Origin of the sequence: Dietzia sp. B32 (assembly GCF_024732245.1) — a bacterium.
Lineage (GTDB): Bacteria > Actinomycetota > Actinomycetes > Mycobacteriales > Mycobacteriaceae > Dietzia.
This window is the reverse complement of the sequence record NZ_CP093845.1, coordinates 852,473-866,434: the sequence shown is the minus strand read 5'-3', so window position 1 is coordinate 866,434 and position 13,962 is coordinate 852,473. Positions and strand designations below refer to the sequence as shown.

The 13,962-nt window shown below is 67.5% G+C and carries 10 protein-coding genes and 1 tRNA gene; 10 read left to right on the top strand and 1 reads right to left on the bottom strand.

Annotation, left to right across the window (positions count from 1 at the left end):
* The first annotated feature begins 99 nt into the window (after positions 1-99).
* From eno to L8M95_RS04090, 7 genes are all read left to right on the top strand, one after another.
* Positions 100-1,377 carry a phosphopyruvate hydratase gene (gene eno, locus L8M95_RS04120; RefSeq protein WP_260488181.1) on the top strand — a complete coding sequence of 426 codons (1,278 nt, stop codon included), beginning with the start codon at positions 100-102 and terminating at the stop codon, positions 1,375-1,377.
* Positions 1,378-1,440: 63 nt separating this feature from the next.
* Positions 1,441-2,346, top strand: a complete 906-nt coding sequence (locus L8M95_RS04115; protein ID WP_260488179.1) for a septum formation initiator family protein — start codon at positions 1,441-1,443, stop codon at positions 2,344-2,346.
* A complete protein-coding gene (locus L8M95_RS04110) occupies positions 2,343-2,894 on the top strand; it encodes a DUF501 domain-containing protein (RefSeq protein ID WP_260488177.1) in 552 nt (183 codons plus the stop codon). Before L8M95_RS04115 ends, L8M95_RS04110 begins: the two co-directional genes overlap by 4 nt.
* Before the next feature lie 32 nt (positions 2,895-2,926).
* Entirely contained in the window at positions 2,927-3,910 is a 984-nt protein-coding gene (locus tag L8M95_RS04105; protein ID WP_260488175.1) for a Ppx/GppA phosphatase family protein, read from the top strand.
* Between the two features lie 55 nt (positions 3,911-3,965).
* Positions 3,966-4,039: transfer RNA gene (locus tag L8M95_RS04100), tRNA-Leu, on the top strand.
* A 271-nt stretch (positions 4,040-4,310) separates the two neighbouring features.
* Positions 4,311-5,621, top strand: coding sequence for a type II toxin-antitoxin system RelB/DinJ family antitoxin (locus L8M95_RS04095; protein WP_260488173.1), 1,311 nt, complete (start codon positions 4,311-4,313; stop codon positions 5,619-5,621).
* On the top strand, positions 5,618-6,454 hold the full coding sequence (locus L8M95_RS04090) for a hypothetical protein (RefSeq protein WP_260488171.1): 837 nt from the start codon (positions 5,618-5,620) through the stop codon (positions 6,452-6,454). Before L8M95_RS04095 ends, L8M95_RS04090 begins: the two co-directional genes overlap by 4 nt.
* On the opposite strand, the gene L8M95_RS04085 is transcribed toward L8M95_RS04090, so the two are convergent.
* Positions 6,451-7,773 carry a phospholipase D family protein gene (locus L8M95_RS04085; RefSeq protein ID WP_260488169.1) on the bottom strand — a complete coding sequence of 441 codons (1,323 nt, stop codon included), beginning with the start codon at positions 7,771-7,773 and terminating at the stop codon, positions 6,451-6,453. The two genes, L8M95_RS04090 and L8M95_RS04085, sit on opposite strands and share 4 nt — an antisense overlap.
* Positions 7,774-8,264: 491 nt before the next feature.
* Between L8M95_RS04085 and L8M95_RS04080 the strand changes: the two genes are divergently transcribed.
* Genes L8M95_RS04080 through L8M95_RS04070 form a run of 3 tightly spaced genes read left to right on the top strand, consistent with a single transcriptional unit; the run spans position 8,265 to position 13,730 of the window.
* Complete coding sequence (locus L8M95_RS04080; RefSeq protein WP_260488167.1) at positions 8,265-9,698, top strand: DUF3375 domain-containing protein; 1,434 nt, start codon at positions 8,265-8,267, stop codon at positions 9,696-9,698.
* Positions 9,695-10,300 (top strand): DUF4194 domain-containing protein, encoded by a 606-nt coding sequence (locus L8M95_RS04075; RefSeq protein WP_260488165.1) that lies wholly within the window; start codon positions 9,695-9,697, stop codon positions 10,298-10,300. The genes L8M95_RS04080 and L8M95_RS04075 overlap by 4 nt, the downstream gene beginning before the upstream one ends.
* On the top strand, positions 10,293-13,730 hold the full coding sequence (locus L8M95_RS04070) for an ATP-binding protein (protein WP_260488163.1): 3,438 nt from the start codon (positions 10,293-10,295) through the stop codon (positions 13,728-13,730). Before L8M95_RS04075 ends, L8M95_RS04070 begins: the two co-directional genes overlap by 8 nt.
* Positions 13,731-13,962 lie beyond the last annotated feature (232 nt).

Below are 13,962 nucleotides of genomic sequence, written 5' to 3'. Positions count from 1 at the left end.
CGCCCTGTAGATCGACGTGGAACAATGGGCCCCGGACTGCGCCCGCCCAGCGGCGCCGGCCACGCACACGAACCCACGAACTTCCCCCAAGGAGCACAGATGGCGCTTATCGAGCAGGTCGGAGCCCGGGAGATCCTCGATTCGCGAGGCAACCCCACCGTCGAGGTGGAGGTGCTTCTGGACGACGGCTCGTTCGGCCGCGCCGCCGTGCCGTCCGGTGCGTCCACCGGCGCCCACGAGGCCGTGGAGCTGCGCGACGAAGACGACCGCTACATGGGTAAGGGCGTCACCAAGGCCGTCGAGGCCGTGCTGGACGTTCTCGCCCCCGCCGTCATCGGCATCCCCGCCGAGGACCAGCGCGTCGTGGACGAGGCCCTCCTCGACGCCGATGGCACCCCCAACAAGTCGACCGTCGGCGCCAACGCCGTCCTCGGCGTCTCGCTGGCCGTGGCCCGCGCCGCCGCCGAGTCCTCGGGCCTCGAGCTGTACCGCTTCATCGGTGGCGCCAACGCCCACGTGCTGCCCGTGCCGATGATGAACATCCTCAACGGTGGCGCCCACGCGGACTCGGGCGTCGACGTCCAGGAGTTCATGATCGCCCCCATCGGCGCGCCGACCTTCCGTGAGGCCCTGCGCATGGGCACCGAGGTGTACCACCACCTCAAGACCGTCATCAAGGACCGCGGCCTGTCGACCGGCCTGGGCGACGAGGGCGGGTTCGCCCCCTCCGTCGAGTCCACCACCGCCGCGCTCGACCTCATCGCCGAGGCCATCGAGAAGGCCGGCTACTCCCTCGGCACCGACGTCGCCCTCGCGCTCGACGTCGCCGCCACCGAGTTCTACTCCGGCGGCAAGTACCACTTCGAGGGCAAGCAGCTCTCCGCCGCCGAGATGGCCGACGTCTACGCCGAGCTCGTCAACAAGTACGCGCTGGTCTCCATCGAGGACCCGCTCGACGAGGACGACTGGGACGGCTGGAAGACCCTGACCGACATGATCGGCGACAAGGTCCAGCTGGTCGGCGACGACCTCTTCGTCACCAACCCGCAGCGCCTGGCCGAGGGCATCGAGAAGGGCCTGGCCAACGCCCTGCTGGTCAAGGTCAACCAGATCGGCACCCTCACCGAGACGCTGGACGCCGTGGACCTGGCCCACCGCAACCGCTACGCCTCGATGATGTCGCACCGCTCCGGCGAGACCGAGGACACGACCATCGCCGACCTCGCCGTGGCCTGCAACTGTGGCCAGATCAAGACCGGCGCCCCGGCCCGCTCCGAGCGCGTGGCCAAGTACAACCAGCTGCTGCGCATCGAGGAGATGCTCGGCGACGCCGCCCGGTACGCCGGCGCCGAGGCGTTCCCGCGCTTCAACGCCTGACGGCACCAACACCGCCCGTCAGCAGTTCACCGCTGACGGGCACGTAGTCGGAAAGGAAGGCGCATGGCCCGCCCGCCCCGCCCCTCGGACCGCCGGGGAGACGCACGCGATCGCGCGGCGTCCCGGCGGCCCGGGGAGGCGTCGGGCGCCATCCGTCGCCGTGCGAACGGGACGGGCCGTGGGACCGCCGCGGACCGGGGGAGCAGCACCGGCCGCGGCCCGGGTGCTGTCGGCCGCGACGGGGTCGACGGGCAGAGCGGTGCCGACCAGCCCGCTGACCCCACCCGCCGTGAGCCGACCCGCCGGCGGACGCCGAGCCGCGAACGGGACCGGCCCGTCCCGGCCTCTGCCCGCTCCGGCCGGGTCGGCACCACCGCGCATCCGGAGGCCCACCGCCTCACCACGCGCACGGACCTGTCCGACACCCTGCTGGGCCCGCGGAACTACACCCCGCGGCGGATCGGACTCCTCGCCGTCGTCGCCATCATCCTGCTCGTCACCGTGTCGTTCCCGTTGCGCAATCACTACCAGTTCCTGCGCGACGAGAAGACCGTGGCGCAGGAGCGGGCTGCGCTGGAGGCGACGATCGCCGAGCTCGAGGCCGAGGAGCAGATGCTCTCGGACCCGGCGTACATCGAGCAGCAGGCGCGCATCCGCTTTGGCGCCGTGAAGCCGGGGGAGACCCCGTACCGCGTGTCCATGGTCGACCCGGTCGAGCAGGCCGTGGCCGAGCAGAAGGCCGCCGAGCTGGCGGCGCAGCCGTGGCAGACGCGTGTGTGGAACTCCATCGCCGAGCCCGCGGAGCCGATCATGCCGGAGGATTCGACGGTCCTCCAGGGCACGTCCATCCCCGGTGGCCCCGACACCCCGCCGGTGCCGGTCGTGCCCGGCGTGCCCGGTGCCGACGACCCCGCCGCCCCCATCCCGGGCGGCGTCCAAGATCAATCACAGGAGGACCCCCCAGCGTGAGCGCCGAGCAGAGCGTGTCCAGCGAAGACCTCGACGCGATCCAGGCCCAGCTGGGCCGGCCGCCGCGGGGCGTGCTGGAGGTGTCCTACCGCAGTCCCGACGGTCAGCCCGGGGTGGTCAAGACCGCGCCGCGGCTGGAGGACGGCACCCCGTTCCCCACGCTGTACTACCTCACCGATCCGCGGCTCACCGCCGAGGCGAGTCGGCAGGAGTCCGCGGGGATCATGAGAGGTATGACGACGAGGTTGGCCCAGGAGCCCGAGCTGGCCGCCAACTACGTGCAGGCGCACGAGCGGTTCCTCGCCAAGCGCAACGAGATCGAGGACCTCGGCACGGACTTCAGCGGCGGCGGCATGCCTGAGCGTGTCAAGTGCCTGCACGTGCTCATGGCGTACGCGCTCGCGGAGGGGCCCGGCGTGGTCTGGCTGGGCGACGAGTCCGTGGCGCTGGCCTGCGAGGCCGGGCTGCGCGGCACGGCGCTGCCGGAGGATTGGCCGACCCCCGAGGAGCTGGGGATCCCGGACTACATGGCCATGGACCAGCAGTGAGTTCGGCTGCCGGAGAGGAACGCAGCGGCTCAGTGCGAGTTGGCCGTGTTCGGGTCGGAGCTGTCGACTGCGGCACCAACTCCATCCGGCTGCTCGTCGCCGAGGGCGCCCCCGGCGAGGCCGGGCTGACCGACGTGGTGCGCGAGATGCGGATCATCCGCCTGGGCGAGGGCGTGGACGCGACCGGACGGCTGTCCGAGGGCGCGATCTCCCGCTGCCGCACCGCGCTCACCGACTACGCGGCGACCATGGCCGAGCTCGGCGTGCAGGCGGTGCGCATGGTGGCCACCTCCGCCACCCGCGACGCGGACAACAAGGACGAGTTCTTCCACATGGCCGCCGAGGTGCTCGGCGAGCACTTCCCGGGCGCGCAGGCCGAGGTGATCTCCGGGCAGACCGAGGCGGAGCTGACCTTCGCCGGCGGGGTGTCGGACCTGTCGCCTACCGACGGCCCGTTTGTGGTGACCGACCTCGGCGGCGGGTCCACGGAGATCGTCGTGGGCGAGCTAGTCCGCGGCGAGGTGAAGATACTCGGCGCCCGCAGCCTCGACGTGGGCTGCGTGCGGATCACCGAGCGGGTGCTGCACTCGGATCCGCCGACTGAGGACGAGATCGCCGAGGCACGGGCCGTGATCGCCGACGCGCTGGCCGAGGCCGGCGACGTCCCGGTCGGCCGCGCCGCCCGCTGGGTGGGCGTGGCCGGCACCTTCACGACGCTCTCTGCGTTGGCGCAGGGGTTGGGGGAGTACGACCCCGAGCGGATCCACGGCAGCGTCATCGCGCTGGATCGCATGCGCGAGGTGTGCGACCGCCTGGTGGCGTCGACGGTCACTGAACGCCGTAGCCTGGGGCCGATGCACCCGGGCCGCGCGGATGTGATCGGCGGGGGCTCCATCGTGGTCCAGGCTCTGTGTGATGTGATGGCAGAGCGCGCGGGGCTGTCGGAGCTCACGGTGAGTGAGAAAGACATCCTGGACGGCATCGCGATGTCGGTGCTGACCCGGCTGGCCGGCTAAACCCGGCCCGTGGCGCACTGCGCGCCACCCGGCCCCGCCCCGGCGGGGCGGACCAGCCCCCATAGCCCAATTGGCAGAGGCAAACGGCTTAAAACCGTTTCAGTGTCGGTTCGAGTCCGACTGGGGGCACTCTATCTCACACACACACCGTTAATGCTGTGAACTGAGATAGCTGTGACGTTCAATTCGCAAAGTTCGGGACCATGACACGTTCCCCGAAAATTCTGGTTAGTGCGAGGAATTCGCCGAAGGTGGCTTGGTCTTAAGAACCACCGAAGGCGTTCCGAAATCTGCCCGCCTAGCGCAATGGGGCTCGTCCAATTCAGAAGGGCCAGAGGAAGTCCGAACTCACTGTGGCGTCTCTTGATGGACGCTCTCCCGCAAGAGACGCTGTGCTACAATGTGCTACAAGACTTCTAGTTCGCGTTGGGAGAGAACGATCAACTACAACCCGACCACCACCATCCGCATCGCGCCGCCGCTCAAGCTCGAAGCCAACGCGGTCTTCAAAGAGCTGGGGATCACCATGAGCACCGCCGTAAACGCCTTCCTCGCCGCAGTGGTCCGCACCGGTCGCATACCCTTTGATCTCGAAATCTCACAGCCATCGACCTCGGGGCACAACCGACCCTCTTCGTCAGACTTGCCGAGGAATGCTGCACTCAACCGCGCGTTTCGGGCAAAGAAGGACGAATTTTATACGCAGTACGAAGATGTTGACAAAGAACTCGCTCACTACCCTGGCCAGTTCAACGGCAAGCACGTGCTATGTAACTGCGATGACCCCTTTGAGTCCGCATTCTTCCGGTATTTCCTTTTGCACTTCGACGAGCTGGGGCTCGCAAGTCTAACGTCGACGTGCTATTCATCCTCCCCGGTGGCCGGGCAGGAGTACCAGCTAGAGACGGGCCAATGGCCATACATCGCTGTCGTGACGCGAACGCCAGACGGAGACCTAATCCTGCCCGATGATTCGCTCGACCTTGAGACCGTCTTCGACATGGAGGGCAACGAGATTTCTTGGTTGGAGGGGGACGGGGACTTTCGCTCCGCGGAGTGCGTCGACCTTCTGAAGGAGGCGGACATCGTCGTCACCAACCCGCCATTCAGTCTTTTTCGTGAGTACATGGCCCAACTGGTCGAACACAACAAAAAGTTTCTTATCCTCGGGAACATGAACGCGGCGACGTACCGCGAGGTTTTTCCTCTCTTCCGCGACAATAAAGTCTGGTACGGAGTGTCCATCCGTTCGGGAGACCGGAAGTTCCACGTGCCAGACTCCTATCCTTTGGGTGCCTCGAACTGCGGCATTGATGAGTCCGGGAGGCGCTTTATTCGCGTTAAGGGCGTGCGCTGGTTTACCAACCTTGATAACGCGCGGCGACACGAAGAATTGATATTGACCCGAAAGTTCAATCCCTCCGATTATCCGCGGTTCGATAATTACGACGCGATCGAGGTAAGTCGCACGATGGACATTCCAGCGGACTACGACGGGCTTATTGGAGTACCCATTACCTACCTTGACCGATACAATCCGAGCCAGTTCGAGATTGTGATGCTCGCCAACGGTAACGCTAGAACGAACGTCACGGCCGAGACTCTCAGCGCCGTAGGGTACGTTCCGGACCCAGGCGACAAGGGCGGGGTCGGGATGATCGACGGACAGCGCTCATACGCGCGCATCCTCGTACGTCGGGTCGCAGCTTGACGCCGCCTCTGAAAGTCCCATGTACCTATCAAGGGGGCAAGCAACGCGTCGCCGCGCAGATCGCGGACATATTGCTTAATGCCGCACCACACGCGAATAGCCAGTTTTTCGACCTGTGCTGCGGGTCCGGTGCCATCTCCGTCGAACTAGTGAACCGAGGAGTTGCGCCTGAGCGCATCACGATGCTCGACTCGAGTTCGTGGGGCGCCTTCTGGGCTGCGGTCGGTACGAGTACGTTCCGCATCGAGGTGTTCGAGAAGCATCTCGCCCGCATCCCCGAGGAAAAGTGCCGAGTAAAAGCACACATGGCAGAGCTGTCACGCCAGCACCCTGCCGAATTTGAGGCGGAAATCTATCCGATCCTGCAGTCTTGTTCTTTCGGAGGGAAGCAGCTCTGGTGGGACGGCGTCGCCTGGAAGAATGCGTTTTTCCGAGACTATTGGCAACCCACTGCCACGAGCGTGCGCCGCAGCCCTGCAAACCCAATGCAGCCCCGGCCGGAAGAGCTGTACCGGCGGGTCCGTGAGATCACGCTACGCATGGCTGGCGTCACCGGGTTACGCACGGATATCGCCTCGATCTTGGACGGTGAGGTTCCTGCAGACGCAGTTGTCTACATTGATCCGCCCTATTCGGGGACGACAAACTACGGCTTCGACTTCGATATTCTTGGTTTCACTCAAGCCTTTCGTGCCCGGACCGACGCCGCCCTGTTTGTCTCCGAGGGTCGTGCGCTGAGCGAGGTTGCCGTCGAGCTGCGCTTTGGCGGGGCCAACGGCGGAATATCAGGCAATCGTGCCAGCAAACACCGCGAGTGGCTGACGCGCTTTTAGAAGATGCCGAGCAGCTTGGCGTTTCGGGTACGGCCGTTGTATGCGGTTACCACCGCGGCATCTACGAAATCGTTTAGGTCAGATTCGCTGAAGACAGATAGGTAATAATAGTCGTCCCGCACACGCGTGAAGGTCACGATTTTTTGCGGTAGGAAGTAGCCGCCGCTGGCAAGCTCAGAAAAGACCTTGGTTATCCTCACTCCGTCGGCCGACTTGCCCTTAATCTGCACCCTCCAGGTGCCATTGGCGTGCTCGCCTTCAGGGAACTTAATGGTGTTACCAGAATAGTCAATACCTTCGAAGTTAATTACTATTTCCTTCTCGTGCTCGGTGTCTTCTGGGTCGACTCCGAAGAACTCGACTGCCCCGCGCATAAAGCCCGGCTCAGTGTGTTCATAGTGTGTGCCTGCAACATCGCCGCTGTGCAGAAGCGAGGTTTTGGAGAGGTCGAGAATGTTACGCGAACCGCCGGTCATTTTTCGCGTTTCCAGCCACAGCGTTGGGTCGCCGGACTTGTTAGCGTCGAGAACCGGGATCGTGGATTCCTCCGGCACGGTCCTAGGTTCCTCCCGCACCTTCGCAGGTTCCTCCCGGACTATCTCGGGCTCCCCGGGCGCGGTCACAGATTTCTCCCGCACCGTCGTGCGCTCCTCCTGCGCCGTAGGAGAAATTCGTGGCAGCGAGGGCAAGTACGCACGCGGCCCGGTACCGAAGAGTGGTTGGCCGGGTGCCGTCGCTTCCGCGGCTTGGCGGCGCCGGATCTGCGTCTTAACTTCCTTTTCGACGTATTGGTTGGACAGCAGCGTGTGGATGTCCTCCTCGTTTTCGATTAGCTTAGTCGTATCCGTGAGAGCGCGCAGGCGCTTGAGGTGGGCGTCGACAGATCGGCGCATTTGCAAGTGATCCGGAGTCCCGCTTTCCAGGCTCAGCAGAATCGAGGACTCAAAATTGGACCACAACCCTCCCGCAGTGAAGTTGTGAGAGCCGACAACGAGCACCGACCGCTCCGGCGCCTCAAAGTTGTATAGCTTTGTGTGAAAAGTCTGACCGTTCTCGTCATGAATGACGCGGAGACTGGTCGCGACGGCGAGCAGGTTTACTAGAGCCTCGTATGATGTCCCGTTCATGTCTAGACCTACATAGAAGTGCAGGTCTCCACCGCTGTCTCGGAATCTCCGCATAGATTCCCGCAACCGCAAGACGCCGCTGTTCTTCGCAAAGGCAACTACAACGCTCAGTGTGTCGAATTCGCCAGATTCGAGGGTTTCTGAAAGGTACTCGCCAAGCTGACCGTCAGAGGGTTGGGACAGTAGGATCATTGCGTCGATCTTAAATGAGACCAAGCTAGCCGGGGCACGAACGCCCGGACAATTTAGTCGGCGTAAGGGTTGGAGGCCGCGGGTTCGGGCTTGGCGATTTAGACAGCTAGTCAATTGGCCCTCGGGATTCAGAGTGCGTAGTTGGGATCCACCGGTGCAGGTGCTGGGTGGCGAGCCTTCTGGGGTCCGGCCGGTCCCAGGTGGTCACCGGGAGGTCGCCAACGACGTGGGCGACGTCCGATTGTCGGTAGTCGGGGCCCGAGGCCAGCGCGCCGGCGAGGGCGACTCCGGAGGGATCCATTACGAACTTCGGGGCCGTCCCGCCCATAGCCCCGCGACGGGTGGGCGCCCGCCGGCCTGACGTTGTCGTCGTCGTACACACGGCGGTGACCGCCTCCCACCACCTCTGCCCCCGCACGCGCACTCCTAGACTGTCCCCTCGGCGCACGACCCGCCGTCGCCCACAGTCCAGCCACCCCGAGGAGCCCCACGTGGAGTACGCGCAGATCGAGGCGCTGCGCGAGCGGCATCCCGCCTGGCGGATGCTGCGCGCCACGCACGCGCCGCTGCTGCTCACGGTGCTGGGCCGGTTCTTCGTGGAGGAGGGCCGCGGCGCCAGCTCCGAGGGCGAGCTGGTGGCGGCGCTGGACGACCAGCTCTACGCCGTCAACGCCCAGGATCCACAGAACCCGCGCTTCCTGCGCACGGCCGCCGAGTACCTGGCGGACTGGGCCGGCCCGGAGGCGGGCTTCCTGCGCCGCTTCTACCCGCTGGGCGCCGACGAGATCCACTACGACGCCACCCCGGCTCTGGAGAAGGCCTATGCCTGGGTGCAGGGGCTGTCCGAGACCTCCTTCGTGGGCACCGAGTCGCGCCTGCAGACCGCGGTGGACCTGCTGCGCCAGATCGCTCAGGGCACCGAGTCCGATCCCGCCAAGCGCCTGGACCAACTCGAGCGCCGCAAGCAGGACATCGAGCGGGAGATCGACCAGCTCCGCCAGGACCCGGCTTCCGGCCTGCTGGACCGCACCGCGGTGCGCGAGCGCTACCAGCAGTTCGCCACCACCGCCCGCGAGCTGCTGGCCGACTTCCGCCAGGTGGAGGAGAACTTCCGCGCCCTGGACCGCTCGGCGCGCGAACGCATCGCCACGTGGCAGGGCAGCAAGGGCGAGTTGCTGGCCGAACTCGTGCACGGCCGCAGCATGATCGACTCCTCCGACCAGGGCCGCAGCTTCCAGGCCTTCTACGACCTGCTGCTATCCACCTCGGGCCAGGAGGAGCTGTCCATGCTGCTCGAGCGCCTCACCGGCATCGACGAGCTCGGCGCGGACCGGCGCCTGCGCACCGTGCACCACGGCTGGGCGGAGGCCGCGGAGCGCACCCAGCAGACGGTCCGCAACATCTCCGAGCAGCTGCGCCGCTTCACCGACGACCAGGTGTGGCTGGAGAACCGCCGGGTGCTGGACCTGGTGCGCCAGATCGAGACGTCGGCGCTGCAGGTCCGCGAGGGCGAGCTGCCGGACCTCGGGCTGGAGCTGGAGGAGACTGCCGTCGACGTGGCCCTGCCCACCGATCGTCCGCTGTTCACCGCACGACCCGCCGCGGAGGTCAACAGCCTGCTCGATCCCGTGGACACCGAGGACGTCGACACCTCGGTGCTGACCGACCAGGTCGTCGTCGACCCCGCACGCCTGGCCTCCCGCATCCGGGCGCTGATCCCGGTCCGCGGCACCGCCCGCCTGGAGGACATCGTCACCATGTACCCCCTGCAGCACGGGGCGGCCGAGATCGTCGGCTACCTGGCGCTGAAGGACGACGACCTCGAGGTGACCACCGACGAGCACGAGGAGACCGTGATCCAGTACCACGAGGCCGGCAGGTCCATGCGTGCGGTGATGCCGCGGGTGGAGGTCAGGCGCCGATGAGCGACGCACCCCGCACCCCATCCGACCGGGCCGCACCTGAACGCGCGGTGGCCGTCAGCGCCATCCGCCTCATGCAGGGAGTCGTGTACCAGGAGACCGACTCCTGGGACGACCTCGTGCGCCACCAGGGGGCCGTCCGCGACCACTTTGCGGTGGTCGGCCTGGATGTAGTGATCGACGACGACGAGGGCTACGCCTACCTCCGCACCGCCGACACCCCGGAGGGCGAGGACGCGCTTCCCCGGGTGATCCGCCGCCGCAGCCTGACCTACGCCGACAGCCTGCTGTTGGTGCTCCTGCGCAAGCGTCTCGCCGAGTTCGAGTCCGCTGGCGACCCGGGGCAGCTGGTGCTCACCCACGACGAGATCGTGGAGATAATCCAGCTCTTCCTGGCCCGCAGCACCGACGAGGCCCGCGAGGCTCACCAGGTGGACGCCTCCATCAACCGCCTGGTCGGGATGGGGTTCCTGCGCCAGCTCAAGGACCGCAAGGGCACGTGGGAGGTGCGCCGCATCCTCAAGGCGTACGTCGACGCCGAAACCCTGTCCGATTTCTCGGCCAAGCTCGCCGAGTACGCCGAAGCGGGGGCACAGAATGACTAGCGGCCTGACCAGCGCCACGACCAGCGGACTGTTCTCCTCCGTCGAGCTGGGGGTCAAGGGCCGGCCCGGGTTCCGCCTGGCCCGCCTGGAGGTCCTCAACTGGGGAACCTTCGACTCCCGGGTGTGGCACCTGGACCCGGCGGGGGAGACGCTCCTGCTCACCGGCGACATCGGCAGCGGCAAGTCCACCCTCGTGGACGCGGTGAGCACGCTGATGCTGCCCTCGCACCGGATCGACTACAACAAGGCCGCCGGCGCCGCCCGCAAGGAGCGCACCCTGCGGTCCTACGTCGAGGGCCACCACAAGACCGAGCGCAACGAGGCCACCGGCACCGTCCGGCCCGTGGGGCTGCGGGACGCGCGCTCGTACTCGGTGATCCTGGGCGTGTTCCGCAACGAGGGCTACGGCGACGAGGTCACCCTCGCGCAGGTCTTCCAGCAGCAGGACGCCACCGGCCAGCCGTGGCGCCGGTTCGTCACCGCCGACCGGGCGCTGTCGATCGAGGGTGACTTCACCGACTTCGGCACCGACCTGTCCGCGCTGCTCACCCGGCTCAAGGACTCCGGCGCCGCGGTGGAGAAGGACTTCCCGACCTACGGCCGGGCGATGCGCCGCCTGCTGGGGATCCGGTCCGAGCAGGCCATGGAGCTGTTCCACCAGACCATCTCCATGAAGTCGGTGGGCGACCTCAACGAGTTCGTCCGCACCCACATGCTCGAACCCGCCGACGCCTCGGCGCGGATCGAGGGGATCCTGCGGCACTTCGAGGACCTCACCCGCGCCCACGACGCCGTCAAGCGGGCTCGCACCCAGCTGGACGCCCTGGAGCCGCTGGTCGAGTCCATCGAGACCTACGACGCTGCCCTCCGGCGCCGCGAGCGCCTGCGGGACGAGCGGATGGCGATCCGGCCCTACTTCGCCGAACTCCGGCTGGCCCTGCGCCAGTCCGAGATCGACACCCTGGGCCACGAGGTCGCCACCGCCGTCGCCGAGCTGGCCCGCATGCGCGAGCGCACGCAGGAGCTGGCCACCGAGCGCGATGGCCTGGTCACCGTGCGCGCCGAATCCGGCGGCAACCGCGTCGGGGATCTTGAGCGAGACGCCTCCGCCGCCCGGGAGCAGTTCGAGGAGCGTCGTCGTCGTCGGGACCGGTTCACCGACGCCCTCCACCGCGCCGGACTGGATCCGGTGACCGACGAGGCGGGGTTCACCCGCCTGGCCGAGCACGTCACCGCCCGCCAGGCAGAGCTCGACGCCCTGGCCGCCGACCTCAAGACCCGGCACGACGCCCTGGTCATGGACCACGGCGAGCGCCGGCGACTGCTGCGCGAGGTGACTCAGGAGCTGGAGAGCGCGTCCGCGCGCTCGAGCAACATCCCCACCGAGCAGCTGCAGGTCCGCGACCAGCTGTGCGCCGAACTCGGCGTGGACGCCGTCGACCTGCCCTTCGCGGGCGAGCTGATGGACGTGGCACAGGAGCACGCGCAGTGGCGCGGCGCGGCCGAGCGGGTGCTGCGCGGGTTCGCCCTGTCCCTGCTGGTGCCGGAGAGCCTGTACGCGGGCGTGTCCGAGTGGGTGAACTCGCGCCGGCTCACCGCCCGCCGCTCCGACGGGCGCGAGGTGGGCGTCCGCCTGGTCTACGAGCGGGTGCCCGAGCGGCACGTGCCGCTGCAGCGGCCGCAGGCGGCGGGGTTGCTGCTGGCCGACACCATCGAGATCGCCGACTCCCCACTGCGGGGCTACCTGGCCAAGGAGCTCTACGCCCGCGCCGACCACCGGTGCGCGGACACCATGGAGGAGTTCCGCGCCGCCGACCGCGCTGTGACCATCCAGGGGCAGATCCGCTCCCGGGGCTGGCACGTCAAGGACGACCGGCAGTCGGCGACCGACGCCCGCGGCTGGGTGCTGGGTTGGCGGACCGCGGACAAGGTGACCGCGCTGCGGTCCCGGCGCGCCCAGCTGGAGGGCGAGGTCGCCGAGCGGGCCGCCCGCCTGGACGCCGCGGTGCGCGACCAGGCCACGCTGGGGGAGGCGCGCACCGCGCTGATCCGCCTGGCGGAGTACACCACGTGGCGGGACCTGGACTGGGCCGAGGCCAAGGCGCGGGCCGAGTCCGCCGAGGCGGAGCGGCGCCGGTTGGTCGAGGGCAGCAGCGAGATGGCCGAGATCGATCGCCGGCTGGCCGACCTCGACAGCCGTCGGGCTGCGCTGGCGGAGGACGAGCGGGAGCTGGCCGATCACCGGAGCCGCTGGCAGAGCAGTATCGACCACGAGACGCGGCAGATGGCGCGGGACCAGCGCGCTCTGGCCGAGCTCGACGACGAGCTGCTGTACGCCGCCCGGGAGGTGTACCCGCAGCTGCGTGAGCGCCTGGGTTACACCGAGGACAAGGGTGCCGAGTACGCCCAGACGGCGGACGAGGCCCACACCGCCGAGCAGGCGCTGGCCGACGCCGTGGACGCCGACGTGGAGCGGGCCCAGCGGGAGCTCAACGCGCTCACCACCCGCATCCAGCAGGCCATGGCCGAGATCTGCCGGCGCTGGCCGGACCAGACCAAAGAGATGGACGCCTCGATCGCCGCGCGGGACGAGTTCGTGCGGTTCCACGCCCGCCTGGCCGACGACGACCTCCCGCGGTTCGTGGGCGAGTTCGAGGAGCAGCTTCGCAAGAACACGATCCGCGAGCTGGCAGGCTTCCACAACTGGCTGCTGCGCCAGGCCGACGACATCGGTCAGAAGATCGAGAAGACCAACGAGGCGCTGGGGGCGATCGACTTCAACCCCGGCCGGTACGTGCGCCTGGACCGGGAGAACACGGTCAACCAGGAGGTCCGCCAGTTCCGCGCCGACCTGCGCGGGGTCACCGACCAGGCGTTCGGCGGCGAGGGGCAGTACTCCGAGGAGCGGTACGAGCAGGTCCGGGCCATCCTCGAGCGGCTGCGGGGCCGAGAGGGTCACAGCGACGGCGACCGCGCCTGGCGCACCCGGGTCACCGACGTGCGCAACTGGTACACCTTCTCTGCCTCCGAGCGGGACCGCGAGACCGATCAGGAATGGGAGCACTACCGGGATTCCGACGGCAAGTCCGGCGGGCAGAAGGAGAAGCTGGCCTACACCATCCTGGCCGCGTCGCTGGCGTACCAGTTCGGGCTGGAATGGGGAGCCGACAAGGCCCGCGACTTCCGCTTCGCAGTGATCGACGAGGCCTTTGGCCGCGGCTCCGACTCCTCGACCCGCTACGCGCTGGAGCTGTTCGCCAAACTCGGCATCCAGCTGCTGATCGTCACCCCGCTGCAGAAGGTGCAGGTGATCGCGCCCTACGTGCGGTCGATCGGCTACGTGGACAACGTGGACGGCCGCTGTTCGCGGCTGGTGCAGATGACGACCGAGGAGTATCACGAGCTGCGCGGGGGCAGTAGCGGCCGATGAGAAGCAGCGCTGCTGGCCGCCACCGGCTGTAGCTAGGCCGTCGTAACTCCACATCAGAGCCACTTCGCACTCCAGCGGAACGCCGCGAACTAACCCCCGGTATCGGCGCACGAGAGCCGGTGGCCCCGCTCTCCGGCCACTGGCTCTCAATACAACTAGCAGCGGCTCCGGTCCTGAGTTTCGAGGAGATTTTGCACAGTTCAAGCACTCGCTATTGGTGCCGTCTGTAGCA